We start from the raw sequence: 26,126 nt of genomic DNA, 5'->3' as shown, positions 1-26,126 counted from the left end.
CAGGCCCGGCCAGGTCAGCCGAGCTTGTCCTCGAACTGGGCCGGCAGCTTGTCGAGCGCCCACTCGATCGCAGCGGTGGTGCCCATCGAGAACGCCGACGACACGTCCTTGTCGTCGAAGACGATGTAGTGACCGGCCTCGACCGACGGCACCTTCTGGAACAGCGGGTCGGCCTCGGCCTTCGACGCGTCGACGTAGATCGGCAGGACCAGCGTCAGGTCGGCGTCGAGCAGGTCGAGGTTCTCGTCGGACAGCGTGACGGAGAACGCCTTGCCGGCTTCCTTGTCGATGGCCGACGGGATCGTGAACCCGAGGTTCTTCATGAACGACGAGCGGCTGTCGGTGGAGGCGTACGCGCCGAAGCCCTCGGAGCTGTACGCACCGACGACGGCGGTCTTGCCCTCGAAGTCCGGGTGGGCCTTGCGCGCCGTGGCGTAGGCATCGTCGAGGTCGGAGAGCAGCTTCTTGCCCTCGGACTCCTTGCCGAGCGCCTTCGCGATCATCGTGGTCTGCTGCTCGGTCGAGGCGAGGTAGTTCTCGCCGCCCTTCGGGATCGCGACGGTCGGCGCGATCGCGGACAGCTTGTCGTAGCGGTCCTTGTCACCAGACGACTTCACGTCGAGGATCAGGTCCGGGTTGAGCTTGAGGATGTCCTCGTAGCTCGGCTCGAGCGTCTGGATGATCTTCGGCGACTTCGTGTACGCGTCCTTGAGCCACGGTCCGACGCCGTCGCCACCGAAGGCGAGCCAGTCGCTCGCGCCGACCGGCTGCACGCCGAGCTCGAGCGCGGTCTCGGCGTCACCCCAGCCGAGGGCGACGACGCGCTTCGGCTGCGAGTCGATCGTCGTGGTGCCGAGGCCGGTCGTGATGGACACCGGGAAGGCCCCGTCGGACGAGCCGGACGAAGCCGTGTCGGTGGACGAGCCGGAGCCCGAGGCACAGCCGGCGAGGACAAGGGAGGCTGCGGCGACGGCACCCGCAGCGGCGAGGACACGTCGGAGACGAAGGGATGATCGGATCACGAAGGGTAGCCTAACCTAACGGGGCGTACAGGAAATCAGCTGGATAGGCTGGGTGATCGTGGCCGTCCCAGATCCAGACCGCACGCGCCTCGCGGTGCTCGGCTCCCCCATCGCGCATTCGCTCTCCCCCACGCTCCACGAAGCGGCCTACGACACGCTCGGGTTGGGGTGGTCGTACGGGAGGCACGAGGTCGCGTCCGGCGGGCTCGACGCGTTCGTCGCGGGGCTGGGTCGCGGATGGCGCGGGCTGAGTCTCACGATGCCACTCAAGCGCGAGGCGCTGCCGCTCCTCGACCGCACGACCCCGTTGGTCGACGAGCTCGGGGTCGCCAACACGGTGGCGTTCCGCCACGAGGGCGACAGCATCGTCCGCGCGGGCGCGAACACCGACGTCCAGGGGCTCGTCCGTCCGGTCGAGGCCCTCGGGCACCTTCCCGGCGAGGCCACGATCCTCGGCGGCGGGGCGACCGCGGCGAGCGCCCTGACCGCAGCCGTGCGGCTCGGGGCGTCACTCGTGCGGGTGTTCCTGCGCGACACCGCGAAGGCTGGCTCGCTCGTGGAGCTGGCTGTGCGGCTCGGCGTCTCGCTCGAGGTCCTGCCGCTCACCGACCTGCCCGGCACCCGCCACGGGTTCGTCCTGTCGACGCTTCCCGGCGGCGCGGCCGACCCGCTCGAGCTGGTGCCGTCGGGGTCGGACGCCGTGCTGTTCGACGTCGCCTACGAACCGTGGCCGACCGCCGTCGCGTCGCGTTGGGCCGGTGCGGGCGGCCGGGTGCTGAACGGTCTCGACATGCTCACCGAACAGGCCATCGGCCAGATCCGCTTCTTCCTGACCGGTGACGAGGACGAGCTGCTGCCCGACGAGGCCGCCGTCCGTCGTGCGATGCGCTCGGCTGTCGGCCTGCCCGCCGTCATCAGCAGCTAGCCGACGACGACACCGGCGACCCGCGGTCAGCCGCGGGACCGCGCCTCGGCGTCGAGCAGGGCGACGGACACGTCCCACAACCGGTCGGCCTGGTCCGGGTCGAGCGCCCAGGGCAGCACGCCGTGCAGGCCGTCCTCGATCCGCTCCACCACCGCGGCTTCGTGGCAGTCCTCGAAGTAGCGGCCCGTGACGCCGTCGAGTTCCGGTGCGGTGGCGAGCAGGACCGAGGTCGCAGCTCCCTGCTCCGGTGTCTTCACGGCGTCGGCGGCGGCGATCTTCGTGGCGGCGAGGACCTCCGGGTCCCAGTGCTTCTGCAGCCCGGTCCAGATCCCGCCGGGCATCAGGGCGTTCGCGGTGATGCCGTCGGCGGCCCACCGCCGGCCGGCAGCGACGGCGAACAGCACGTTGGCGGTCTTCGACTGGCCGTAGGCGAGGCCGGGCTCGTAGGGACGCCGGCGGAAGAACAGGTCGTCGAACACGACGGGCGAACCGCCGTGACCGCTCGACGACACCGAGACGATGCGGGCCGAACCCGAAGCGGCCAGGGCGTCGTGCAGCCCGAGCGCGAGGGCGAAGTGGCCGAGGTGGTTGGTCGCGAACTGCGACTCCCACCCGGCGGGCGTGTACGACTCGGGCGCGTCCATGATCCCGGCGTTGGCGACGAGGACGTCGAGCGGCCCCGACCACGCTGCGGTGAACGCCTCGACGGAGCCCGGGCGGTCCAGGTGCAGTTCGACGACGGCCGGTGCGTCCGTCCCCGTCGACCGGGCGATGTCGTCCGCGACCCGTCGGCCGGCGTCGACGTCCCGCACGGCGAGCGTCACGCGCGCCCCGGCTCCGGCGAGTGCTCGGGCGGTCTCCACCCCGATGCCGGACGCGGCGCCGGTGACGATCGCCGTGCGTCCTGTCAGGTCGAGGCCGTCGACGACCTCGGCGGCCGTGGTCCGGTCGCCGAAGCGGGCGAGGTCGCGTGCGGGCATGTCGACTCCTGTCAGCTGGCGTGGTGCGGAGCCGTCAGGCGACGACACCGTCCACGTAGAACCATCGTCCCTGCTCGCGGACGAACGCGCTCGTCTCCTCGAGCGTCCCGCGGTCGTCGTCGGAACGCCACCACGCGCGGAACGCGACCGTGCCCTGGGAGTCGAACGGGCCTCCCGAGGTCGTCGTCAGGACGTCCAACCGGGTCCAGCGCTGGGACGCGTCCAACTCGAGGGCTGCCGGTCGGGTGCGCGGGTGCCAGGTGAGCAGCAGGTACTCCGGCAGTCCCAGCGCGAACGCGCTGAAGCGTGAGCGCATCAGGCGTTCCGCGGTCGGTGCGGCCGCTCCGCGGTGCAGGGGGCCGCAGCACTCGCCGTAGGGATTGCCGCTCAGGCAGGGGCAGCGCGTCTCGTCGGTGACCACGCCGGAACGCTAGTCGACGATCGACAGCGCGACGGTGATGTTGCCGCGGGTGGCGTTCGAGTACGGGCAGATCTCGTGCGCGCGCTCGGCCAGGCGCTGGCGCTGCTCCTGCGGGGCGGCGGGTGCGTAGACGTCGAGCTCGACCGCCAGGCCGAAGGTGCCGTTGCCGGCGCCGCCGATGCCGACCTCGGCGGAGACCTCGGCGCCGGTGGTGTCGAGGTCGAGTTCCTTGCCCGCGGCGTGCAGTGCACCGAGGAAGCACGCGGCGTACCCGGCGGCGAACAGCTGCTCGGGGTTGGTGCCCTCGCCGCTGCCGCCCATCTCCTTCGGCGGTCGGGTGTCCAGGTCGAGCCGGTCGTCCTCGCTGCGGACGTGCCCGTCGCGGCCGCCTCCGGTGGCGTGGGCGGCTGCGGTGTAGACGATGTCGAGACTCATGGAGCCGAGGTCATCGCGCCCACCTGGACGTGTGCTGCGCGTGCCCGGGGCGCCGGGGCCGGGCGCCCGCGCGTGCCCGCGCCGCCGGGCGTGTCCGCGCGTGCCGCGGGGTGCCCGCGGCGCACTTCGTGAACTTCGTGAGCAGAAATGGTCGGGCCCCACGAGCGCACTCGACCATTTCTGCTCACGAAGTACCGAACGCCCGAGCGCCCGCGCCACAATGCCCCGCGCCCGGGTAGACATGACACGTGTTCAAGATCGGGTGGCAGGTGTACCGGGAGCGACTGCCCGAGGTCATCGGTGAGCGCATCCGCCGACGCATGGTGGTCGTCGGCGCGATCGTCGCGGCGACCGCGTTCGTCGTGCTGCTGTTCGTCGGCGTGCTCCTGGACCGCCTGGACGACCCCGTTCCCGGTCCCGCCGGTGTCGTCGTCGCGGTCGTGGTGGCCGCCGGCTTCGGGTGCTTCGGCGCATCGCTGACGCCGGTCGGTCCGAAGGGATGGGCCGTCCCACCGATCCCGGGCATCGGCTGGCGCACGCAAGAGGCCATCGCCCGGTACTACGGCAGGAACCCTCCGGCGGTGGACCCGCAGCACCGCGATGCCGTGCTCCACGGCCTGCTGGAGAGCCGCGACCAGATCGTCCGCGTCGCCACCCGTTCGTTCCTGCAGTTCGTCAGCTGGGTGGGTCTCGTCCTCGGCACGGTGGTCTTCGTCCTCACGTTCCCCGTCGACGGCGACCGGATGATCGTGTTCCTCGGTGTGTGGTCCATGTGGCTCGTCTTCTCGAGCGGCACGGGCGTCATGGGGATCCGCACCCTCGGCCGTCAGGAGCAGCTGCGCGTCGAGGCCGAGGCCCTCCCGCCCGTCCCGCCGGCACCGCCCGCCCGCGGCCGGCCCGGCACCCCGAAGGGCAGCAAGCTCTCGCTGCCGGGCGACTGAGCCGTGTTCGCACTCGGTTGGCGGATCTTCTTCCGGCACGTCGACGACGTACTGGACCCACGTCGTGTCCGCCGCGCAGCAGCGTGGTCCGGCGCAGCGGCCGTGGTCGCGTTGGTCGGCATGCTCGCCCTGGAGGCCCGGCTCGGCTGGACGGCACAGCCTCCGCTCCGCAGCGTGGCGGCCATCGTGCTGCTGGCGGCCGGCGTGGGTCTGCTCACGTTCGCGTGCTTCCCGACGCGGCGCCCGCCGGACCCCTCGGCGACGATCAACGGGCGGCAGGTGCGGGCCTCGTGGCAGAACTCGGTGCGGACCTCGGTGCAGCCGTACCTGCTGCGACGGCCACGCCCCGTCCGTCCAGACGACCGCGAGGCGGTCCGCACCGACACGGTCCTGCTCCGCCGCGGCCTGATCGGCACGCTCGCCCGCGTCACCCCGCTGCTGGGGGCAGGGGTCGCCGCCGTCGGTGCTGGCCCGTTGCTCGACGTCGCGCCCTGGTGGCCCGTGGTGTCCGTCGCGCTCTACGTCCTCGTGCTGCCCGAGTACGTCGTCCGCCTCGGCCGCTCCGAACGCGCGCGGGTCGCCGCCGAGGCCGCCGAGCCGTTCGAGGTCCCCGCCGGCCCGACTTCGTGAGCAGAAATGGTCGGGTGGCGTGACGGGACCCGACCATTTCTGTTCACGAAGCGGAACGGGACAAGGGAACAGGCCGACACGACGCAACAGCCCCGCCCGCGCGACTGTCGGGGGCACGGGGCACACTGGGCGCATGTGTGGAAGGTTCGTCGTCTCCGACACCACGGCCGATCTGTTGCCCGAGCTCCTCGGTGAGCTCGCCGACCGGACCGAGCACGTCGACCAGGACACCGGCGTCGTGGGGACCGGCCTGGTGCCGAGCTGGAACGTCGCCCCGACCGACCCCGTGTCCGCGGTGCGCCAGCGGCACGGCGAACGCGAGCTGCCGCAGATCAGCTGGGGCTTCGTGCCGAGTTGGGCGAAGGACTTCCAGAAGCAGCGCCCGAAGCCGATCAACGCCCGCATCGAGACGGTGGCGACGAGCGGCATGTTCAAGCGGGCCTTCGCGACGAACCGGTGCATCGTGCCGGCGCAGGGCTACTACGAGTGGGTGGTGCGCGAAGACGGCAAGGAGCCGCACTTCGTGCACGAGCCCGGCGGTGCCCTGGCGATGGCCGGGGTCGTGAGTGCCTGGCCGGACCCGACCAAGCCCGAGGGCGACCCGGACAAGTGGCGGCTGTCGCTGGCGATCATCACGCGCGACGCCCACGTGGCCCCGGGCGAGGTGCACGACCGCATGCCGGCGTTCCTGACGCCCGACGGCTACGACGACTGGCTCGGCGGCGGCACCGGTGGCGCCGGGGGCCTCGGCACCGACGACCTGCTGGCCCTGCTCGACCACGAGTCACTGACGGTCGCGGCCGGCCTGGAGCAGTACGAGGTCGCCCGCACCGTGAACAGCGTGAAGAACGACGGCCCGCAGCTCATCGAACCGGTGGCGTAGCCAGCGAGACGCAACCCGGCCCGGCGCCCTACTCGACGCTCGGACGCACCCACAGTTCGGCGATCTGGGAGTCCCGCGGAGCGTCGATCACGAACCGCACGGCCGAGGCGACGGTGGATGGTTCACTCCGCACCACGTCGGGGTCGGCCGGACCGTACCGATCGCCGGTGTGCGCGAGCGGGGTGTCGGTCGGTCCCGGCGCGACGGTGCTCACCCGGATCCCGTCGGCGCTGACCTGCTGGCGGAGTCCGTCGGTGACGGCCTGCAGCGCGTGCTTCGACGCGGAGTACACGGTGCTGTTCGGCACGGCCCGTCGCGCGGCACCCGAGCTGATCACGACGACCGACCCGGCGGCCCGGCGCAGGTGTGGCAGGAACACCCGGCTCAGCTCGGCCGGCGCGATGACGTTGGTGGCGAAGGCGCGCTGCCAGTCCTCGGAGCGGGCGTCCTCGACACGCAGGCGTTCGACGATCGCTGCGTTGTGCACCAGGACGTCGAGCTCCGGTACCGAGTCGGCGAAGGCCGGGAACCCGGCGGCGTCGGTCAGGTCGAGCTGCACGGCGGTGACGTGGTCGAGCGCCCCGACCTCGTCGAGCCGCACGCGGTCACGCCCGACGGCGATCACCTCGTGGGTCCGGCGGAGCTCCTCGACGACGGCGCGTCCGATGCCGCTGGTCCCACCGGTCACGATCGCGGTGGGTCGGCCGGGTGCGGTGGGTCGGTCGCTCATCCTCCGAGGCTAGCGAGCGGCGGAGCCGCACCGCCCCGCGTGACGGCGTGCGTCGGACGCGACCACGGCACGACGACGGGAGGCCCGGATCACGTGCGCCTGTCGGCTGACGTGATCCGGGCCTCCCGGTCGACCGCGGTGGTTACGGACGCGCGCTGCGTCGGATCCCCGGGGCGGCTGCGATGCCCGCCGCGATGCGGCGACGCGTCACGAGCAGCACGCCGGCCAGGAGCAGTGCGATCGCAGCGAGGCCGAGGCCGACGAGGCCGGTCGCACCGGTGAAGGCGAGCTCCGCGGTGTGGACCGCTGCCGCGATGCCGGTCGGGTAGGTGACCGTGATGGTCGCCGTCACCGTCTGGCCGTTGCTGTCCGTCACCGTGTACCCGATGAAGGTGGTGCCGGTGTGGCCCTTCGCCGGGGTGAAGACGACCTTGCCGTCGCGGACGGTCCAGGTGCCCTCGTGGCTGACGACGACGCGGTCGGACTGCTTGCCCGTCTCCGGGTCGATCAGGTGCAGGGTGCCCGTCTCGAAGGTGGCACCGCCCGAGGCGGAGTCGTTGTCGAGCGGGTCGATCGTGACCTGGTGCCCGACGGTCCCGGTGGCGGCGTCGTCCTTCGCGACCGCGGCGGCGACGACCGTCATCGTGGCGGTGGCGGTGGTGGTCTGCCCCGAGGCGTCCGTCACCGTGTAGGTGAAGGTGTCCGTGCCGGTGAAGCCGGCGGCCGGGGTGTAGACGTACGCGCCGGTGGGCTGGACCGTCACCGTGCCGTGGGCCGGCTTGCGGTCCAGCGCTGCGGTGAGGCGGGTGCCCTGGTCGTTGGTGAGCAGACCGTGGGCGGCGTCGCGGGAGATCGGGGTGCCGGCGATGGTGTGGCCGGCGTCCTTCGTCGCGTCGATGCCGACGGTGACGGTGACGGTGGCGTCGACCTGCTGACCCGAGCCGTCCTGTGCCCGGTAGGTCACGGTGTCGGTGCCGGAGAAGCCCTTCGCCGGGGTGTAGACGAACGTGCCGTCCGCGGCGATCGAGACCGTGCCGTGCCCCGCCTTGCCGGAGGTCACGACCGTCAGGTCGCTGCCGTGGTCGTTGCCGAGCACGCCGGGGCCGGCGACGGTGACCGGCTTGCCGGCCTTCGTGGCTGCCTTGTCGTTCGTCGCCGTCGGGGTGACGGTGATCGTCACCAGGCCGGTCGCGGTGTTGCCGTCGTGGTCGATCGCCGTGTAGGTGAAGGTGTCGATGCCGGACCAGTCGCGCTCCGGCGTGTAGACGTACGAGCCGTCCTTCGCCAGCGCCACGGAGCCGTGTGCCGGCTTGCGGTCGATCTTCGCCCACAGGTCGGTGCCCTCGTCGTCGGCGAGGACGCCCGTGCCGACGGTCGCGGTCACGGTGCCGTTGGTGGCGGTGCGGCCGGTGTCGGGGGTCGCCATGGTGCCGACCAGGACGGTGACGGTCGCCGTCGTGGTCTGGCCGGAGCCGTCCGTGACGGTGTACGTGAACGTGTCCGTGCCGGAGAAGCCCTTCTTCGGCAGGTAGACGAGCGAGCCGGGCTCGGTGCCCTTGGTCACGGTGCCGTGCGCGGCGTCGCCGTGACCGGTGACCGTGAGCGTCGTGCCGTGGTCGTTGGCGGTCAGCGTCGTGCCGGCGATGGCCAGCGCGGTGCCGGCGCTCGTGCGCACGGTGTCCGCGACGGCGACGGGCTTGACCGTCACCGTGACGGTCGCCTTCGCCTTGCCGCCGGTCGGGTCGGTCACCGTGTAGGTGAACGTGTCCGTGCCGGAGAAGCCGTCGGCTGGCGTGTACGTGACGGTGCCGGTTCCGGTTCCGGTTCCGCCTCCGGTGATCGCGGCCTCGCCGTGACCGGGCTTGGTGACCGCGGTGACGGTGAGCTTCGTGCCGGAGTCGTTGCCCGTGACCACGACGTCGACCGGGGTCGAGGCGGTGGTGGTCGCGGTGTCGGCGACGGCCTTCGGGGCGACGGCGATCGTCACGGTGCCGGTCGTGGTGCCACCGGCGCCGTCGGTGACGGTGTACTCGAACGAGTCCGGGCCGGAGTAGCCGGGCTTCGGCGTGTAGGTGTACCCGCCGTCCTCGTCGACGACGACGTCACCGCGCGACGGGTCGGTGTTGTCCGTGACGTGCAGGTCGGTGCCGGTGGCGCCGTCGAGCACGCCCTTGTCGGCCGGCACGGTGATGGATCCGTCGGCGTCGGTGGTCGTGGAGCCACCCGCCGTGACGGGTGTGACCCGGACGGAGACGGTGCCGGTGTTCGTGAGGCCGTTGCGGTCGGTGACCGTGTAGGTGAACTCGTCGGTGCCGGAGAAGCCGGGCTTCGGCGTGTAGGTGACGGTGCCGTCGTCGTTCCGGACCGCGGTGCCGTTCGTGCCGCTCTTGCCGACGGGGATGTCGAGCACGGACAGGCCGGTGCCGAGGTCGTTGCCGGTCAGGTCGGCCGAGGTGACCGTCTTGCTGCCGCCTGCCTTGACCGTGATCTCGTCCGGCTCGGTGCCGGGCTTGACCGTGATGGTCACGACACCCGTGGCCGTCCCGCCGGAGGGGTCCTTCGCCGTGTAGGTGAAGGTGTCCGTGCCCGAGAAGCCGTCCTTCGGGGTGTACGTGTACGACCCGTCCTCCGCCAGCTCGAGGTCGCCGTTCGCGGGCTCGAGGTCGACCGTGGCGGTGAGCTTCGTACCCTCGTCGTTCCCGAGCACGCCCGAGCGGTCGTCGCCGTCTCCGCCCACGCTCAGCGTGGTGCCGGCGGTGGCGGTCGCGGTGTCCGGGGTGGCCATCGGGCCGACGACGACGGTGATCGTGCCGGTCGTGGTCTGGCCGGAGTCGTCCCGCACCGTGTAGGTGACGGTGTCGGTGCCCGAGAAGCCGGGCTTCGGCGTGTACGTGATCACGCCGGTGGTCGGGTCGATCGTGACGTCGCCGTGCGTTGTGCCGTCGGCGTCCGGCACGGCGGCCGCGTCGGTGACGGTCAGCTTCGTTCCCTTGTCGTTGCCGGTGAGCGTCTCCGGCGCGATGGTCAGCGTCTCGCCGGACTTCGTCGACACGGTGTCGCCGTTCGCGACCGGCTGGACGGTGACGGTGACCGTCGCCGGGCCGGTGGTGACCTTCGAGCCGTCGGTCACGGTGTAGGTGAACGAGTCGGTGCCGGAGAAGTCACCCGTCGGCGTGTACTCGACGGTGCCGTCCTCGGCCACCACGGCGGTGCCGTTCGCCGGACCGGTGACGATCGTGGTGACCAGGTCCGAGCCGCGGTCGTTGTGCTGCACGTCGACGTTCACCGGGGTGCCGGCGCTCGTCGTCGTGGTGTCGTTCGCGATCGCCGGGTTGACCGTGATGGTCACCGTGGCGGTCGTCGGAGCACCGGCGGTGTCCGTCGCGGTGTACCGGAACGAGTCCGTGCCCGAGAAGCCGTCGGCCGGCGTGTAGGTGATCGCACCGGTCGCCTTGTCGAGGGTGAGCTCGCCGTGCGCGGGCTTCGTGTTCGACGAGATCGTCAGGCCGGTGCCGAGGTCGTTGCCCAGGACGCCGGTGGCGCGGGTGTCGGCGGTGTACGTGGTGCCGGCGGCGACGCGGACGGTGTCGTCCTTCGCCAGCGGGGCGACGTTCACGGTCACGGTCACGGTGTCGGTCCCCCCGGTGCCGTCGGTGACGGTGTACGTGAAGGAGTCGGGGCCGGAGTAGCCGGTCGTGGGCGTGTAGGTGTAGCTGCCGTCCTTCGCGACGACGACGTCACCGTGAGCGGGCTTGGTGTTGCCGGTGACCGTCAGGTCCGAGCCGAGGTCGTTGGCGAGCAGGCCGGGGGCGGTGCCGGGGGTGCCGGTGCCGGGGGTGCCGGTGCCGGGGGTGCCGCTTCCGCTTCCGCTGATCGGCGAGCCGGCCGTCGCGGTGACGGTGTCGGCGACCGCGGTCGGCAGCACCGTGATGGTGACCGTGCCGCTGATCGGCGCGCCGTCGCCGTCCTTCGCCGTGTAGGTGAAGGAGTCCGGGCCGGAGTAACCGGCGGTCGGGGTGTACGAGTACGAGCCGTCCTTCTCGACGGTCAGGTCACCGTGGGCGGGCTTCGTGTTGCCCGTGACCGTCAGGCCGGTGCCGTGGTCGTTCGCGAGCAGACCCGTCTTGGCGTCCGCGGTGGCGGTCTGGCCGGCGTGCACGCTGAACGCGTCGTCGGTGCCCGCCGGGGCGACGGTGATCGTCACCGTGCTGGTCGACGTCTGGCCGGACGAGTCCTTCGCCGTGTACTGGAAGGTGTCCGTGCCCGAGAAGCCGTCGGCCGGCGTGTAGGTGTACGAGCCGTCGGGCTTCACGGTCGCGGTGCCGTGGGCTGGCGTGGTGTTCGACACGACGGACAGGCCGGTGCCGCTGTCGTTCGACAGGACGCCCTTCGACGCGGGCACCGTCAGCGTGGTGCCGTTCGGCGTGTTGCCGGTGTCCGAGGTCGTGGTGACGTGGACGGCCTTGAGCGTGTTGGTGAAGGTCACCATGACGTCGGTGCCGTCGGCGGTCGTGGCTGCGGGGAACGTGAAGGTGCCGGTGTTCCCGGTGCCCCTCGCGATGACCGCACTGGTGGTCTGGTTCAGCGCCACCCACGACGTGTCGTAGTTCGCCAGGTCGGTGGTGCCCGAGGCGGTCTGCGTGACCGTGTAGTCCTTGTTCGGCGTGCTCAGGACCGCGCCGGCACGCTGCGACTGGGTGCCGGTGCTCTGGCCGGTCGTCGTGGCCGAGGTGCCGCTCTTGGTGGGGTCGATGCCGCCGCCGGTGATGGCGAGGCCGAACTGGTCGCCCGTGTTCCAGCGCTTGTCGACGCTCGACTCACCGGTGACGGTGTCGGCGTAGTTGCAGCTGGCCAGGTCGCTGGCGGCGTAGTTGCCGACGATCGGGAAGCTGCGGACCTGCGCACCCGAGGTGGGGTCGAGCTGGTAGATCGTGGTCGTCGAGACGCTGTTCGCGGTCACGGTGTTCGAGACGTACAGGTAGCCGTCGGACGAGAACGCGATGCCCGGGCTGCTGGTGCCTGCCGGCAGGGTCGCGATCGCGGACGTGGTCATGACCGTGCTGCCCGAGGCGCTCGGGACCTCGTCGGTGTTGACGCGGTAGACCGTGTCGGCCGCCACGACGAAGAACAGGCCGCGCGAGCTGAACGCGAAGTCACCGTTGCCGGCCTTCAGCCCGTTGATCTGTCCGACCTGACCGAGGTACGTCTTGGTCGCGGGGTCGTAGGCACCGAGCCACCCGGTGTTGTCGCCGTAGTAGTAGATGCCGTTCTTCGGGTTGACCGCACCGCGGATCACGGTCCGTGTCTTGTCCGTGGCGATCGGATCCGACGCGACGTTGGTCTTCGGGTCGTACTGCCGCAGCGTGGCGCTGACGTTGTTCGACGCGGCGAACATCGACAGGCCCTCACGCGAGATGCCGAGGCCGTTGTTCGCGCCGGTGCCGAGGTTCGTGACGTCGGCGGTCGTGCCCTTGGAGTCGCCCGTGGTGATGTCCACCGCAACGACCTTGCCCGTGCCGTCGATGGCGTAGAGCGTGTTCTGGTCGCACACCAGTGCACCGTTCGAGATCGCGGTGACGGCCGAGGCGGGCTCAGCGGCGATGACCGCCGTGGTCGTCGAGAGACCGGCGCCGACGAGCAGCGCGGCACCGAACATGGCGACGGTTCGGACGCCGAAGCGGCGTCGAGGCACAGCGGTGCCCTGGTTCCCAGGCAGCATGATCACTTTCGGGTCGAGACGATGCGGGCGCTGATCAACAGCCGTCGGTTCAGGGAGAACGGTCGTTGGCGCCGGGTCGATACTGGCAGGTCTCGATACCGAAGTGGGGACGGAACGGGTCCCCAATAGGGGGGACCACTCGTTGTGGGGGTAGGCGCGTCACAGGCCCACGTCACCCGCTCGGGGCACAGCAAAACCCCACCGGGATCCGGTGGGGTTTCAGGGGCTCGAGCGTGGTCCGGATCAGGCGGTGGCGCGGATCACGTCGGGCAGCAGCACGTGCAGCCGTTCGGCCAGACGGCCCTTGGCCTCGTCGAGGGAGCGGAAGTCCCCCACGTACTCGCCGAACGTGTCGGCGACGAAGAAGTGCGTGCCCTGCCGGTCGACGGTGCCGCCGTAGTACCCGCCGTAGTTGGCGACCCAGAGCCCGGTGTCGGGCTGCGCCCAGCTGATGCGGACGCGAGCCGGCGCGGTGTCGGCGACGACCTGCGCCTCGATCTCGGCGATGACCTCGATCGTCCGGGTGTCCAGCGTCACTTCGGTCTGCTGGCGGTGATCGGCGGTCATGCTCATGGTGGTGCTCCTTCGGGCTGTGCTGCGTGCTGGTGCTGCGTGCTGCGTACTGGTGCTGTGGGCGTCGCGGACGCCGATGGTGCGCGATGGGACGGATGCCGGCGGTGCGGTGGCGCCGTGGCGCCGGTGACGCCTACTCGACCGGTCGGATGACCGACGGGAGCATGACGTGGAGCTGGTCCTCGAGCTTGGTCTGCGCTTCTTCCAGCGATGGGAACTCACCGACGACCAGGCCGAAGGTGTCCGAGGCGACGAAGCGGCCGTCGCGCTTGTCGACGCTGCCACCGAAGTACCCGCCGTAGCCGGCGATCCACTCGCCCTGGTCTTCCTGCACCCAGGTGACCTTCGCGCGGGTGGGACGCGTCGAGGTCGCCGCGTCGGCTTCGAGGATCGCGATGGTGTCGACCGTGTCGGTGTCGAGGGTGACCTCGGCCTGCGTCGCGTTGTTGACGGTGATGCTCATGTCGCTCTCCTTCACGATCCGGGGTACATCTGCTGACACCAGAACGCTACGAGAACCGCGGCCCGAACCGCCAGCGATGCCCGTTGATTCACGGGTTCCGTCAATGCGACCCATCGGCGTCCCCCGGGTTTCCGGGGTGGTGTGACGTCTTTCCGGGGTACACGGGTCAGATCGGGGTACTCGTTTTCCGGACCTCCGAGATGCGTCACGGAATGACGGAGACACTCATCCGGGAGGCCCGACTCACTACCGTCGGTCGGGTGACCTCCGACAGTCCCCGCGATCCAGGGCGCGCCCCGGCCACCGGACGCAGCCGTCGGGTGGCGACGTGGCTCGCCGCCGCCTACGGCGTCGCGGTGGTGCTCGTCGGGTTCTGGGGTTCACCCGTCGACGCGGCAGCCGGTCCGACGCTCGACCGGGTGATCGAGGTCGCTCATCGCCACGGGGCCCCCGGCTGGTTCGGCTACGGCACGATCGAGTCGCTGTCGAACGTGGTCTTCTTCGTCCCGCTGGGCCTGCTCGTGGTCCTGCTCGCGGGCGCTCGGTGGTGGTGGGCGGCTGCGGCTGCGGGCGTGGTCGTCAGCGTCGGCATCGAGACCGGCCAGGCGCTCTTCCTGCCCGCGCGCACCGCGTCACTGGCCGATGTCCTGGCGAACGGCCTGGGTGCGGTCCTGGGCTCGCTGCTCGGGGTGCTGGTGCTGTCGTGGGCGGCGCACCGACGGCGTCGCTGACACCCGGACACGACGAAGCCCCCGGAGCGATGCGCTCCGGGGGCTTCGTTCAGTAGCTCGAGACTCAGACGGACTCGCGCTGACGACGGACCGAGGTGCGGACCAGCAGCAGGCCACCACCGAGCACGACGGCGCCGCCGGCGACCCAGATCGCGAGCATCGAGATCGTGGAACCGGTGAAGGCGAGCTCGCCGTTGCCGTTGGTGCCGGCAGCAGCGGCCGGGACGACGGCGGTGCCGTCGGCCGGGACGACCGTCAGGGCCGAGGTGGCCACGTTGCCCGAGGTGGCGCCGGTCGCGGTGAGCGAGTAGGTGCCCGACGCGCCCTGCGGCAGCGTGACGGAGACCGCAGCGGCACCGGTCGACGACGCCGTGTAGGTCTTGGAGACGGTGGTGATGGGCAGCGCGCCCAGCGTGACGGCGCCAGCACCGGTCACGGAGACGGAGACCGTCTCGTTGGCGACGAACGAACCGGCGGCGAAGCCGACGGTCGCGGTGCCACCGGAAACGGCTGAACCCGAGACGCTGACGTTCGACGCGGGCACGTAGCCGGCGGCGTTGGCAGCGGACGGAACGGCAACGAACGCAGCAGCGGCCAGGACGACCGCAGCGATGATCTTCTTCATGGATGTGTCCCCTAGACCCTGATGGCTTCGCGCGGATGGAAGTGCGACCAGCCCCGAGTACTTGCAGGCGCGATTGCGAAGTCGGCTCAATCTACCGGGGATTCACAGCTGGTGGCCAGGGGCTTTGTAACCGACTGGTGAACACCGGGGGTCGACACCGCGTCAACCGGCGTTCGTCCCTGGTCCGGTCCACCGAGGTACTGAACCCGGATCGTCGTGCTTTTCCCTGGTGAGAGGGTGGTCTGGAACTGCGCGACGGGATGGTCGCCGTCCGTCGCCGTCTGCGGGGACGCAGTCTTGCCATCCTGAGTGGATGTGACGTACACCCCTGAAGAGGGGGCGTAGACCGCGACGTTTGTCCGGACTGCGCCGGGCGCCACGCCGAACGCTCCGGCCCCAGTGACGTACTCCGGCAGGCTCGTCGCTGCGTCCGCCGGGGCAGTACTCGTCAACGTGACCTCGACCGTCCACGTCGGTCGGCCGTCCTTCCGGCACACCTCGCTGCCGACCGAGACGGTCTTCTCGAGGTAGTAGTCCATCTTCGCGCCGGTGGCGTCGTTCAGGTAGACGCCGAACTGCTGCGAGCTCGAGTCGCTCGTCGGCAGACCACCCGCGATGGCGGTCCCGGTGAGCTCCGACTGCTCGCTCTTGTCGGCGCTCCAGAGCTTGACCCGCCCTTCGTCGACGCCGGTCGTCAACGCCGCGATGAACTCCTTCGGGTCGAAGCCGCCCTCGGACACCTTCGTGAACACCGCACTGGCTGCTGAAGCGAAGAACAGGTCTTGCACCGCCGGGTCCGGATACTTGGCGTACGCGTCGCTGAGCAGCAGCTGCACCGCGTTGTCCGACGTCAGCTCGTCACCGGTGGCGAGCTTCACCGGTCCGGTCGCCTTCAGGATGTAGCCGAGCGTCACGGGGTCGATCGACAGCACGCCGTCGACCCGCTGCCCGAACTGCCGCTTCCACATCTCCCGGGCGAGCTTCGCCGAGGTGTCGAACCGTGGCGTCAGAGTCACGTCCTGGATGAACTCCCCCGTGATCGAGCCGTACAGGCCCTGCGTCTCCGTGGTCAGCGGCAGCACTGGCTCGTCGGCCTGCGGGAAGTCCGACGTCGACGCTTGCTGCCCCAGCGAGATCGCACCGTCCTTGACGTCCAGCAGCGCCACCGCTCCGGGGATCCCCCCGCCGGCACGCAGCTCCGCGTTGTTCTGGAAGAGCACGAGGTACTGCTTCGCGCCACCGTCGCCGAGCATCGCCGGCGCCAGCTGCACCACCTTGTCCGCGACAGCCGCCTGTTCCGAAACAGACGCCAAGGAGGCCCGGAGCTGGTTCACGGCGTCCGTCACCGCCGACACGGTGTCACCGGTGTCGATCCGGTCGGCCGCGCTGGTCGCTTTGCTGAGCGCGGTGGTCGCCTTGGCGACCGCCGGCTGCGCCGCCACGAGCGGCTGCAGGTCGATCTTTCCGTCCTCGGGTTTGAACGCGTCGACGTCCACGTCGCCCAGGACCCCGGCGACCGGACGGACGGCGTCACTCGCCACGTCGTCCACGATCGCGGACACCTGGCGGACGGCGCGGAGATTGCCCCCGATGAACGGCGTGTGCTCGAAGACGGCCCACACCGGGTCACTCGTCTTCGCCCGTGCGTCGGCGGCACTCGACTCGAGCTGCACCGCCGTGCGCTGTGCAGCTGCAGTGTCGCCCTTCGCCAACTGCGACCGCAGGGTGTCGACGTGTGCGACGGACGACTCAAGGTCCTGCTTCGCCAGCGCCCCGCGGATCGTCACCCAGGCGACCGCGGCGATCACGAGCAGGACGATGAAGAGGACGCCCCACAGGAGCCAGCGACGTCGAGGCCCCCGGGTCCGAGCAGCACGTCGAGACTCGGGTTCGTCCGACATGGCCTCAGCTTACGAGACGGGAATGGGTTGCGAACGCCCCTTGCCGGGTGGGCGTGACCGCGAGATCAGGAGAGCGCATTGCGGTACGAAGGCGACCATTTCGCCGATGGCGACGCCAGCGGCTGCGCCGAGAGCGCCGAACCCGACCACGCCGGCCGCCACGAGCGGCACCGAGGCGATACCGCCGATAAGTGTGTACTTCGCCAGCTGCTTTCCCTCGCCGAGCGCTAGCAGGCAGACCAACCCGACAACCTGGGCAGCCACGAGCAGGACGAGCACGAGGGAGAAAGCTATGACGAGGGGCCAAGCAAGCTCGATCTGGCCGTGACTGAGCAGCTGCGCAGCCCATGGCGCAACAACGAGGAAAGCACTCGAACCAATCACTACAAGCCCGAGGCCGATGAGCGCCGCGCGTCTGACGCGAGACGCCATCGCGCCTGGTCCGCCTGCGGGCACCCATCCTTGGAGGAACTGCACGAACGGTGAAGCTGCCGTTGTTCCGAAACGCAAGAGCTTGTCACCCAGTGCGAATGCTGGAAGAGCAGCTGGCGCAAGCGCCGCGACGAGGATCGCTGGTAGCGCGGCGTTCGCCGCGGAGACGGAAGCGAGAACCAGCCCGTGCGACTGTCCTCGGAGCACTGCGAGGGACCGACGCATCCGGAGACCAGTGACGACCGCCTTCCCGCCCGCGATCGACGCGGTCGAAGCGATCACCCCGACCGCGATACCGACCAACTGCAACCCGGGGTAGAGCGCGAGCGGTCCCCCCAGTAGGAGAGCGATCACGCCTGCCGCTGCGCCGCCGACACGTGGAGCCGTGTCGAGGAGGATGAAGGAGTTGGGCCGTGCGGCACCGGTGAAGAACCAGCCGGCCAGCAGCCCGGTGAGCGCGTAGGCCGCGCAGTTCAATGCCGCTTCCCACCGCGCGGACGGCACCACGTAGTAGGTCAGGATGACTGCCGCTGCCGTGATGGGCAGCGCGAGGAGGAGCCGCGCGCGGTAGGACTCCAGGTAGAGCGCGCCCCGGTCGCCGGGCGCGGCCCGCGCGATGTCAGTCGGACCGGTTGTCCCCCAACCGAAGCCGATGAGGACGGACGCTCCCGTACCGATCGATTGAGCCGCGGCAAGGGCCCCCCAGGACACGGGGCTGGCGTGTGCGATGACGATCGGGATACTGACGAGCGTCACCAGCGCTGAGACAACAACGGAGCTCGCATACGTCGCGACTGCGCGGAAGTGCCGCGATCGAGAAGTCATCTCAACGCGTTCTCGTGAGAGCACGACGAACTGACGAGGGTGCCTTCGAACGACGGCCAAGCAGCCCATCCCGGACGCCCATGAGGAATCCTGCAACTTGCGCGACAGGGTTCGGCCCGAAGACAAGGGACAACACGAGCGTCCTCGCCTCCGCGAGCGTGTCACGAGCGATCCACCCGGGTGCCGCGCGCAAGTACCGCGGGTACACGAGCAGTCGGTTCCGGGTGATGTAGTAGCGCCGGATCGACGAGTGCACCGACACGGACCGCGCACGACCACGCACGATGAGCCGCCGTCCCGCAACTTCGATCGGGTAGGGCTCGCCGACTGGATGTGCCATGTCCGTTCCGGCTGCCAAGACCACATCGAGACCGCGCCGACGGGCTCGGAGACACCATTCGGTCTCGACTCCGTCGATGACGAGGGAGTCGTCGAACATTCCGACGAGTTCGAAACTGGCACGCGGGAACAGCATTCCGGACTGCGCAACGTGCAGCGCCGTCTGGAATCCTGACGTGCTTCCGATCGACTTCGCTGGCTTGCCGTTGTACCGCGCGGTCGCCGTCGCCGCGACGCCGATTCCATCCGCCGCCGCTGTCTGGGCCACACGAGCCGAGGTAGCGACGAAGTCGGGCCCGAGTACGGAGTCCTGATCCACAGTGAGGAGATACTCCAAGCCCTCGCGCTCTGCCAGGGCTCTCCCGACGCCACGGTTGATCGCGTTCGCGATTCCGGCGTTGTGCTGACGCTCCAGGACGACGTCCTTCAGGTGTGTCGGCAGCACGATGGGTGTCTCCGACCCATCATCCACGACCACGATGAGACCGACCTGCCCCTTGAGCAGCAGGAGGCGATCGATGAACCCTGGATCGGGGTTGAACGCCGGCACAACCGCCGCGACTGTCAGATTCACCGGCGAACGCGTCCCGCGTCGAGCAGCCGCTGCCGGAGCGCTCCGAATCCGGGCAGCCGCTTCTTCACAACGGAGAACTCGTCCGGGAACGTGTACTTCGCTGCGATGGAGGCGTCGCCGAGAGTCAGAGCGAGCCGCGACACCAGCGCTCGGCGACGCCACGCACGGAATCGCGCGACCTCGTGCCCGACGAAGGGTGACGGCAAATGACTGCCAGCTGGCATCTCGAGGAGTTGCTTACGGTAGGCACGCCGGGTTCGCTTCGACAAGAGTTGCCCGTCGGCGTCCCGAGCGAACCCGTACTCCGGAGAAGGCCCGAGTTCGCCCTGCGCCGCGATGACGGCGGCAGCGTAGGCACGGCTCACCTCACCGAGCGCAGGGAAGGAGTCGCCGACCTCACGGAGGTCGACCGAAAGACGAACACTGACGGCCTCCGGTTGAGCCGGGTTGAATCCGCTGAAGTGCAGGAGGCGAAGTTCACCGCCGGGTTCCTCCATCGAGTACCCAGCCTCCGCACCCTCGAAGCGTCGTTCGTGGAGGTTCCAAGGCCCGACGTTGTAGCCGCGATGACGGAGCGAGTGGGCGCCGAAGTAATTGGCTCCCACGTCTACCCACTTCTGATCGACGAACATGCCGAGCAGCGGGTAGATCAGACACTCACGCTCCAGGTGTGACCACCACCAGTCGAGGAACGAAACAGCGGAACGGCCGACTGCGCAGAAGCCGAGGTTGTAGATGCCGACCGTCAGGTCGTGTCCCTCGGTGATGTGCTCGACGGATCGGGGAATCGGATCGAGGAAATGCGGTGTGAGCACGATTCCGTGCGCATCGACGAGTTCCTCGAGCTCCGCCAGCGGAGAGGCGATGACCATGTCCGGGTCGAGATAGACGACCCTCTCCGCCTCACCCAGAAGCGCCTTGAAGAAGAGCGGCTTGACGGACGTAGAGAATTCGACGACGTCGTAGATCGCCGCGAGCTCGAGTACCGCACGTGACGATAGACCCAGCACTTCCGTGGTCACCACGCGGAGCCCGGGGCGCCCTGCTTCGAGTTCGCGTCGGTCGCCGTCGACGACGAGGACGACGAGTTCCTTGTCCGGCTCGATCCTTCGAACACTGTCGTAGAGCGCCAGCGCTTGGGGCAGGTAGTTCTGCGCGACGACCGTGCAGTAGATCGTTCCGGTGATGTCAGACACCCAGTTCCCTCTCGATTGAATGCTGCACAGCAGCGGCGACATCGGACCAGGTTCTCATCACGGGTCCGTTTGCGAACGTGTTGCCCCATTCGCCTTTTTGCAGCTCGTCGAAGCCCTCCGCCCATGCCTCCGGCGACGACGCGTCCTCGACCGGCACACCGTGCGCGCCGACCGTCTCGGCCACGACGGCGCACGCCGATGCGAATGCGACCGGCACCCCGCTTGCTCTCGCCTCCAGAGCCGGTAGCCCGAACCCTTCGTGGAGCGAGGGGAACACCAGGCCCGACGACGACGCGTACAACGAGGCGAGCTGCTCATCGTCGACGCTGCTGCGGACATCGACGCGTTCGGTCAGGCCTGCCTGCTCCGACCATGCTCGCGCTCTGTCCGCGTCGCTCGTGACGACCGTCAGGTGGTAGTCGGGCCGGTGCCGGAGCGCGTCCCAGAGCACAGCAGCGTTCTTGTGGGGTTTGAGATTGCCGACGTAGAGGAGCTTTCCGGGAGTGGGCCTCGGCACGTCGCGCCCGAACACATCCGTGTCCACCGAGTTTCCGACGTTCACGACATCAATCCGATCGTCCCGCAACCACTCTTGGATCCGTCTTCGAGAGTGCTCGGACACCGTGTGGACCACCCGCATTCGTTTGATGGCGGGCCGCAGTACCGACTCGTAGTAGAACGTCTTCTTCGCGGTCGACTCCGCGGCATCGTCCAAGTGGATGAGGTCGTGCACCGTCAGGAGCTGACGCTGGTGCAGTGAAACGTTGAAACCCGGAGAGTAGCGCAAGTCTCGGAGGCCTCCCCCAAGAGGCAGCCACGGTGAGCCCCGGTCGATTCGTCGCCACTCTGCGGGGAGCCGACTCACCACTTCGGCCCCGAAGCGAGCGATCCCGAAGTGCCCTGTCCACCGGTTGTCGAGCAACGGCGTCATAGCTGCCTTTCCGTTCTGATCGGCGTACAGAACTCGAACGCGAAGCTCAACGCAACAAGGGCATTCAGTGGGAACACCGATTGCACGGGGAGGTTGACCAACGCAACCAGGATCGCCACCGAGAGCGTCGCTGACGCGAGGTGGACGGCTCTCGAGCGGTCATCCGTGCCACGTGCGTTCACCATCGAACGGTGGAGGAGCGCAAGAAGCGCAAGGACGTAGACGACAGCAAACGGAACACCTTCCGTGCCGATCAGATCGACATAACCGCTCTCGACCGTGGCCAGCATCGGGTCAAATCCGAGGAGTTGACCGAGGCCGAGCCCGTCGAGGATGGTCAGCGCCTCCAGATGCCCCTGTACGCTGCCGGACTTTCCTTCGACGAACGCTTCCACGACCGGGTTCGATACCAGCGATGCGAGTCTGACCGCTGCAGCGATCACGACCACCACGAGGAAGGCTGGGATCCAAGTTGATGTGAGACGCAGCCGAAGGACCCACACGATGACGACAGCTGCCAGGGTCGCGACGATCCCCGTCACGGACTGCGTCAGGACGAGGGAACCCAGAAGCAAGAGCACCATGAGGATTCGGAAACGCCGGAACCCAACTGCTGCGACGGGAAGCAGGTAGGCGATCACGACCGCGAAACCATTCGGGTCGTCCCAAAGGGACCCGAACCGGATCGAGGTGGTCCCCTCGTAAGCGAGTGCCGGCAATCTGCCGACAGCAAGGTACAGGCCGATCTGCAGCAGGTTGACGGCTAGGGCGATGACGACGAAGGCCTTCGCGGTTCGAAGTGTCCCGCTCACGTCGAGTTCCGGCGCGACGAGGAGGTAGAGCACTGTGAGGACGAAGAACACTCCGGTCTCGACGAGGTCAGGCCGTCCGAAGAGCATGGCCTGCGCCACCGGCCACAGGGCCACGACGCTCAAGCCGAGGACGACGAGGGGCGGTACCGACACACGAATGAAGGGTCGACGCGCCCGAGACACCGAAAAATACACGAGCGCCGTCGCGGCAATGCCGACGAACAGGCCGTACTTGGCCGCCTGCAGCGTGGCTGGCGTGTCCTGGTACGACGGACTCGTCATCGACGAGTTGATCTGGAACGGGTACCGGTAGGAAAGGTAGTAGAACGCGACGACAAGGGCCACCGTCGCCAGCCTCGTCGCACCGCGGTCGGGGATATCGATAGCGCCTCGCGGCACGAACCGCTCTCGGGCGGTGATCGTTGTCGATCGTCGGCTAGCCACAGGACCCGCTACCTCGCCCGGCTGTATCGCTGGCACCGACCCAGTCATGCATCTGCTGCACGAAGTTGCCGTGACCGAATGATCGCGCACGCTGCGCCGCACGTACGCCGACATCACTGCGAGTCAGCCGGTCCAGGACCTCGCGGATTTGAGATCGATCGTCCGGTGTGACATGCGCACCTGACACACCGTCTTCGACCGTCTCCGCCGCGCCGCCGATGCAGTTGACGATCACCGCAGCGCCCGCAGCCATGGCCTCCACCGGGACGATGCCGAAGTCCTCCACTGATAAGAACAGGAGCGCGAGCGCACGCTGGTACAGGGCTCGCAACAGAGGCGTCGAGGGCGCGATGACGAAGTCCGCGCTGACTCCGAGGTCAGCGGCCAGTGCCCGCAGACGCGCCTCATCCGGACCAGCCCCCGCGATGACCACCGGAAGACCTTCCGCGGCGCCTATCTCCAGCACGGCATCAAGCCGCTTGTACGGCACGAACCTCGAGACCCCCAGTAGGAAGTCCGCCGGGAGAGCATCGAGACGAGTTCGGTCCGGTTCGCTGAGCGACTCAGCCCAGACCCCGATCCGCTGGATCGATTCAACCGGAACCGGCGGATGGATCACGCGACTCTGCACGTTCCAAGCGCGAAGCATCCGTTCCCGGACGAATTCGCTGTTCGCAGCGAACGAAGCCGACCGGTCCACAGCAGCGCGGTCCATCGCCCGAAACGCAGGACGAACCGCCTGGACGATTCGGCTCGTACTCCGCTGATCCAGGGCCGGATCCCACACGTAGCGGGCCGGCGAGTGGGTGTAGACGTACTTTGGGATCCCACGGTGCGTCCGTAGCCGCGCCTGGTGCGCGAATGCGTTCGAACTGACAAGCATCCAGTCGGGCGCGTCCTCGACTCGCACGCCCCGCCACACCATCGGCATGAACGGAAGGGCAGCCGCCTTGTGCCGTCTGAGCGGCGTGCCCGCGAGCCAGGATTGATGCACGGTGGTCCGAGCGGAGAACCGTTCCCCGGCGTCGTCCCAGAGCGCAAAGAGCTCAGCGCCAGGGAACGCATCAAGCATTGCGTCCACGACGACTTCGGCTCCGCCGCGTTCTTCGAGCCAGTCATGCACGATGAGACCGCTCATTCGAGGTCGCCTCCGTCTCGGGTCTCAGTACGCACCGCGACTCCTGATGACAGCGTTAGCCGTTCTCCACAGGATGACCAGGTCACCGGCCGTGGACCAGTTCTCGACGTAGAAGAGGTCCAGACGGACTGAGTCTGACCACGAAAGGTCAGAACGGCCGCTGACTTGCCAAAGCCCGGTGATACCCGGCTTGACGAGGAACCGCCGATGGACGTGCGCGTCGTACCGTTGGACCTCACGCTCGAGTGGCGGTCGGGGACCGACGAGGGACATCGTTCCAGCAAGAACGTTGAATAGCTGAGTGAGCTCGTCGAGGCTGAACCTCCGTATGATCCGTCCGATCGGGGTCACGCGTGGATCGACCCGCATCTTGAAGAGGACGTCGTTGCCTTCGGCTCGATCGAGTGCGCTCAACTCCTGCAGTCGATCCTCGGCGTCCGCGACCATCGACCTGAATTTGATCATCATGAACGGACGCCCATTCAGCCCAACACGCTCCTGTCGAAAGAGGACCGGTCCTGACGAGGTGAGCTTCACGGCAAGTGCGAGCACAAGCAGCAGCGGAGACAGTGCAGCAAGCAAGACGATGCTGCCGACGACGTCGAAGGCTCGTTTCGCATAGAGCTTTCGTCCCTCGTACGTCGGCGTCTCCACGTGGATGAGAGGGAGCCCCTGCACCGGACGTGTGTGGATCCGAGGACCGCCGATGTCCGTCAGACTCGGAGCCACGACGAGGTGCTGTCTCCCGGGTTCAAGAGTCCAGCTGAGCTCTCGGACACGCTCTGGGGGGAGATCGTCCGCACTCGTGATCACGACGGTGTCGGCGCCGCTGTGCTCGAGCGCGGTCTGAAGGTCGTCGAACCCGCCGTAACTTCGGATGTCCGAACCGGGAAGTGTCCCGACGCGACCGCTGGAGACTGCAGCCCCAAGGACGCGGTAGCCGGCTTCGGGTGACCGCGCGAGTTCTCCCGCGATGTGCAGGACGCTCGGTTCTGAACCGACGAGCAACACCTTCGCCGAGTAGCGGCCGGATCGCCGCTGCGCGACTAACCACTGACGCCACATCCAGCGGGAGAGCAAGAGCACGAGTATGCCGACGGGGAACGCGATCAGTACGTACCCTCGCGCGAGCTCCAGATGGAACAAGAACGCAGCGATCGCGAGTATCCCGAACACACGGGCGCTCGAGTCCGCGACGAGCCGGTATTCGGCGCTCCCGACCCCGAGCACGCGAGCGCCGCGCGTGCCATAGGTCGCGAGGGCTCCGAGCCAGAGCAGGATCACGAGGAGAGAAACTCCGGTGTACGAAAGCCGGAGATCGTTCTCATTGGCTGCCAGGTTCGAGTCGAAGCCCAACCATGCGATCTGCACTCCGAAGACAACCCAGAAGAGCACCAGGAAGTCAGTAAAGAGCACGCGTCGCGCGTAGGTGCGAGTCCAGTTCGTCGCCGACGGAGCCGTCTGATCGACGTTCGTGGAGTCGGGTGCACGCATCACCATGAGGTGCCGCCATCGTTCGACACGAGTACGTCGTCTCCTGCCCACAGCCACACGGCTGAGCCGGAGCGAGCGAGCGCGGGCGTGCCATCGGCCTCGGCCTCCGGCGCACAGCCGACCGGGGTCGCCGACGTGCTCGGCGTCACACCACTCGCGGGCATCGACACGATCTGCACGCCACCACAAACATCGGCGCCCGTTCGCGCGAGGGTGTACTCGCCGCCTTCGACCGCGATCGATCGAACGCCTTTCAGAGGTACTGGCACCCACTCGGTCGCACCGGTGCGCCACTGGACCGTACCGTCGCAGACGACAGCCGTCGTTTGCTCGCCCTGATACACCGCGCGTGGGTCAACACACGGCGAATCGCCGATCCCGTTCGACAGCACGAGTCCGTCGGGTCCGATGCCCGCGCCAGCGGTCCCTGCCGCACCCGCGTGCCAACTCCTGCCGCCGTCAGTGGAGGTCCGGACGGTCGGTTCGCAGTCGTCGCCCTCTCCGACAATGAGCGAAACACCGTCGGTACTGGAACGCAGAGCGAGTATGGCCCCGGTCCCCGGTCCGAACCCCACGGCCGTCCAAGTCACCCCGCCGTCCACGGTGTGTTCCAGCACACCCTCTGCTCCGCCACACACTCCGCTGGAGGCGCGCCATGCATCGCGATTGTCGACAGCGGACAGCAGACGGCGGCCGGGCGCGACCATGCCTGCGGGATCCGCCGTGGCGGTTCCGGAAGGCTTGGTCGTCGCGGAGCCTGGCGACCGGGGAGAGCTCGAGAAGGTCGGCACCGGCCCAGGAGTTCCGTTCGATGAAGGTGCCGTGCGTGCCAGCGCGAGTGCGACGAGCACCACGTCCACGACCACCAGGACGACGACGATGACGGCGACCCAGACGAGCGTACGGCGCGAGAAGACGCTGCCGAGGGTGCGGAACCCCCGGCGCGGACTCACGTGCGGACC

Annotated in this window: 23 protein-coding genes; 5 read left to right on the top strand and 18 right to left on the bottom strand. The window is 68.9% G+C overall.

What is annotated here, in order from left to right; translation table 11 throughout:
• Window positions 1-14 precede the first annotated feature (14 nt).
• A complete protein-coding gene (locus tag EDF53_RS11090) occupies window positions 15-1,022 on the bottom strand; it encodes an iron-siderophore ABC transporter substrate-binding protein (RefSeq protein ID WP_123293627.1) in 1,008 nt (335 codons plus the stop codon).
• 58 nt (window positions 1,023-1,080) lie between these two features.
• On the opposite strand from EDF53_RS11090, the gene EDF53_RS11085 reads away from it, so the two are divergent.
• Window positions 1,081-1,947 (top strand): shikimate dehydrogenase, encoded by an 867-nt coding sequence (locus EDF53_RS11085; protein WP_123293846.1) that lies wholly within the window; start codon window positions 1,081-1,083, stop codon window positions 1,945-1,947.
• Between the two features lie 26 nt (window positions 1,948-1,973).
• Here the strand turns inward: EDF53_RS11085 and EDF53_RS11080 are convergent, their stop codons facing one another.
• Genes EDF53_RS11080 through EDF53_RS11070 form a run of 3 tightly spaced genes read right to left on the bottom strand, consistent with a single transcriptional unit; the run spans window position 1,974 to window position 3,783 of the window.
• Window positions 1,974-2,927 (bottom strand): SDR family NAD(P)-dependent oxidoreductase, encoded by a 954-nt coding sequence (locus EDF53_RS11080; protein ID WP_123293626.1) that lies wholly within the window; start codon window positions 2,925-2,927, stop codon window positions 1,974-1,976.
• Window positions 2,928-2,961: 34 nt separating this feature from the next.
• Entirely contained in the window at window positions 2,962-3,348 is a 387-nt protein-coding gene (locus EDF53_RS11075; protein ID WP_123293625.1) for a YchJ family protein, read from the bottom strand.
• A 9-nt stretch (window positions 3,349-3,357) separates the two neighbouring features.
• Window positions 3,358-3,783 carry an organic hydroperoxide resistance protein gene (locus EDF53_RS11070; RefSeq protein ID WP_123293624.1) on the bottom strand — a complete coding sequence of 142 codons (426 nt, stop codon included), beginning with the start codon at window positions 3,781-3,783 and terminating at the stop codon, window positions 3,358-3,360.
• A gap of 248 nt (window positions 3,784-4,031) precedes the next feature.
• Here EDF53_RS11070 and EDF53_RS11065 point away from each other — a divergent pair, with 248 nt between their 5' ends.
• From EDF53_RS11065 to EDF53_RS11055, 3 genes are all read left to right on the top strand, one after another.
• Entirely contained in the window at window positions 4,032-4,724 is a 693-nt protein-coding gene (locus EDF53_RS11065; RefSeq protein ID WP_123293623.1) for a hypothetical protein, read from the top strand.
• A gap of 3 nt (window positions 4,725-4,727) precedes the next feature.
• Window positions 4,728-5,354 (top strand): hypothetical protein, encoded by a 627-nt coding sequence (locus EDF53_RS11060; protein WP_123293622.1) that lies wholly within the window; start codon window positions 4,728-4,730, stop codon window positions 5,352-5,354.
• A 133-nt stretch (window positions 5,355-5,487) separates the two neighbouring features.
• Window positions 5,488-6,237: an SOS response-associated peptidase gene (locus EDF53_RS11055; RefSeq protein ID WP_123293621.1), complete on the top strand. Its 750-nt coding sequence runs from the start codon at window positions 5,488-5,490 to the stop codon at window positions 6,235-6,237.
• A 28-nt stretch (window positions 6,238-6,265) separates the two neighbouring features.
• Here EDF53_RS11055 and EDF53_RS11050 read toward each other — a convergent pair whose 3' ends face one another.
• The 4 genes from EDF53_RS11050 to EDF53_RS11035 all read right to left on the bottom strand — a co-directional run bounded on the left by EDF53_RS11050 (window position 6,266) and on the right by EDF53_RS11035 (window position 13,722).
• Window positions 6,266-6,967, bottom strand: coding sequence for an SDR family oxidoreductase (locus EDF53_RS11050; RefSeq protein WP_123293620.1), 702 nt, complete (start codon window positions 6,965-6,967; stop codon window positions 6,266-6,268).
• A gap of 142 nt (window positions 6,968-7,109) precedes the next feature.
• Window positions 7,110-12,659 carry an Ig-like domain-containing protein gene (locus EDF53_RS11045; protein WP_148058329.1) on the bottom strand — a complete coding sequence of 1,850 codons (5,550 nt, stop codon included), beginning with the start codon at window positions 12,657-12,659 and terminating at the stop codon, window positions 7,110-7,112.
• A gap of 270 nt (window positions 12,660-12,929) precedes the next feature.
• Window positions 12,930-13,259: a hypothetical protein gene (locus tag EDF53_RS11040; RefSeq protein ID WP_260215450.1), complete on the bottom strand. Its 330-nt coding sequence runs from the start codon at window positions 13,257-13,259 to the stop codon at window positions 12,930-12,932.
• A 133-nt stretch (window positions 13,260-13,392) separates the two neighbouring features.
• On the bottom strand, window positions 13,393-13,722 hold the full coding sequence (locus EDF53_RS11035) for a hypothetical protein (protein ID WP_123293618.1): 330 nt from the start codon (window positions 13,720-13,722) through the stop codon (window positions 13,393-13,395).
• 260 nt (window positions 13,723-13,982) lie between these two features.
• Between EDF53_RS11035 and EDF53_RS11030 the strand changes: the two genes are divergently transcribed.
• The gene (locus EDF53_RS11030; protein WP_173169755.1) at window positions 13,983-14,453 is read left to right on the top strand and encodes a VanZ family protein; all 471 of its coding nucleotides are present in this window, start codon (window positions 13,983-13,985) and stop codon (window positions 14,451-14,453) included.
• 64 nt (window positions 14,454-14,517) lie between these two features.
• On the opposite strand, the gene EDF53_RS11025 is transcribed toward EDF53_RS11030, so the two are convergent.
• The 10 genes from EDF53_RS11025 to EDF53_RS18970 all read right to left on the bottom strand — a co-directional run bounded on the left by EDF53_RS11025 (window position 14,518) and on the right by EDF53_RS18970 (window position 26,117).
• A complete protein-coding gene (locus EDF53_RS11025; protein ID WP_123293616.1) occupies window positions 14,518-15,078 on the bottom strand; it encodes a sortase in 561 nt (186 codons plus the stop codon).
• Window positions 15,079-15,164: 86 nt separating this feature from the next.
• Window positions 15,165-16,979, bottom strand: a complete 1,815-nt coding sequence (locus EDF53_RS11020) for a DUF4012 domain-containing protein (RefSeq protein ID WP_123293615.1) — start codon at window positions 16,977-16,979, stop codon at window positions 15,165-15,167.
• Between the two features lie 9 nt (window positions 16,980-16,988).
• Window positions 16,989-18,167 (bottom strand): hypothetical protein, encoded by a 1,179-nt coding sequence (locus tag EDF53_RS11015; protein WP_148058328.1) that lies wholly within the window; start codon window positions 18,165-18,167, stop codon window positions 16,989-16,991.
• Window positions 18,168-18,237: 70 nt separating this feature from the next.
• Window positions 18,238-19,149, bottom strand: coding sequence for a glycosyltransferase (locus EDF53_RS11010; protein ID WP_185021015.1), 912 nt, complete (start codon window positions 19,147-19,149; stop codon window positions 18,238-18,240).
• The gene (locus EDF53_RS19360) at window positions 19,146-20,345 is read right to left on the bottom strand and encodes a hypothetical protein (RefSeq protein ID WP_185021014.1); all 1,200 of its coding nucleotides are present in this window, start codon (window positions 20,343-20,345) and stop codon (window positions 19,146-19,148) included. The genes EDF53_RS11010 and EDF53_RS19360 overlap by 4 nt, the downstream gene beginning before the upstream one ends.
• On the bottom strand, window positions 20,338-21,078 hold the full coding sequence (locus EDF53_RS10995; protein ID WP_185021013.1) for a glycosyltransferase: 741 nt from the start codon (window positions 21,076-21,078) through the stop codon (window positions 20,338-20,340). Before EDF53_RS10995 ends, EDF53_RS19360 begins: the two co-directional genes overlap by 8 nt.
• Window positions 21,079-21,272: 194 nt before the next feature.
• Window positions 21,273-22,433 carry a hypothetical protein gene (locus EDF53_RS10990; protein ID WP_148058327.1) on the bottom strand — a complete coding sequence of 387 codons (1,161 nt, stop codon included), beginning with the start codon at window positions 22,431-22,433 and terminating at the stop codon, window positions 21,273-21,275.
• Window positions 22,434-22,524: 91 nt separating this feature from the next.
• A complete protein-coding gene (locus EDF53_RS10985; RefSeq protein ID WP_123293608.1) occupies window positions 22,525-23,670 on the bottom strand; it encodes a glycosyltransferase in 1,146 nt (381 codons plus the stop codon).
• A gap of 24 nt (window positions 23,671-23,694) precedes the next feature.
• Window positions 23,695-25,170 (bottom strand): sugar transferase, encoded by a 1,476-nt coding sequence (locus EDF53_RS10980; protein ID WP_123293607.1) that lies wholly within the window; start codon window positions 25,168-25,170, stop codon window positions 23,695-23,697.
• The gene (locus EDF53_RS18970; protein ID WP_148058326.1) at window positions 25,164-26,117 is read right to left on the bottom strand and encodes a hypothetical protein; all 954 of its coding nucleotides are present in this window, start codon (window positions 26,115-26,117) and stop codon (window positions 25,164-25,166) included. The genes EDF53_RS10980 and EDF53_RS18970 overlap by 7 nt, the downstream gene beginning before the upstream one ends.
• Window positions 26,118-26,126: the final 9 nt, after the last annotated feature.

Origin of the sequence: Curtobacterium sp. PhB78 (assembly GCF_003751685.1) — a bacterium.
In the GTDB taxonomy this organism is placed as follows: domain Bacteria; phylum Actinomycetota; class Actinomycetes; order Actinomycetales; family Microbacteriaceae; genus Curtobacterium.
This window is presented reverse-complemented; position numbering and strand designations above follow the sequence as displayed.

What these genes read in the sequence shown, in the direction of transcription:
- EDF53_RS11040 (WP_260215450.1), bottom strand. Translation starts at nt 13,259, where the DNA reads ATGAGCATGACCGCCGATCACCGCCAGCAGACCGAAGTGACGCTGGAC.
- EDF53_RS11070 (WP_123293624.1), bottom strand. Translation starts at nt 3,783, where the DNA reads ATGAGTCTCGACATCGTCTACACCGCAGCCGCCCACGCCACCGGAGGC.
- EDF53_RS11050 (WP_123293620.1), bottom strand. Translation starts at nt 6,967, where the DNA reads ATGAGCGACCGACCCACCGCACCCGGCCGACCCACCGCGATCGTGACC.
- EDF53_RS11035 (WP_123293618.1), bottom strand. Translation starts at nt 13,722, where the DNA reads ATGAGCATCACCGTCAACAACGCGACGCAGGCCGAGGTCACCCTCGAC.
- EDF53_RS11055 (WP_123293621.1), top strand. Translation starts at nt 5,488, where the DNA reads ATGTGTGGAAGGTTCGTCGTCTCCGACACCACGGCCGATCTGTTGCCC.
- EDF53_RS11020 (WP_123293615.1), bottom strand. Translation starts at nt 16,979, where the DNA reads ATGTCGGACGAACCCGAGTCTCGACGTGCTGCTCGGACCCGGGGGCCT.
- EDF53_RS11025 (WP_123293616.1), bottom strand. Translation starts at nt 15,078, where the DNA reads ATGAAGAAGATCATCGCTGCGGTCGTCCTGGCCGCTGCTGCGTTCGTT.
- EDF53_RS11080 (WP_123293626.1), bottom strand. Translation starts at nt 2,927, where the DNA reads ATGCCCGCACGCGACCTCGCCCGCTTCGGCGACCGGACCACGGCCGCC.
- EDF53_RS10985 (WP_123293608.1), bottom strand. Translation starts at nt 23,670, where the DNA reads ATGAGCGGTCTCATCGTGCATGACTGGCTCGAAGAACGCGGCGGAGCC.
- EDF53_RS10980 (WP_123293607.1), bottom strand. Translation starts at nt 25,170, where the DNA reads ATGGTGATGCGTGCACCCGACTCCACGAACGTCGATCAGACGGCTCCG.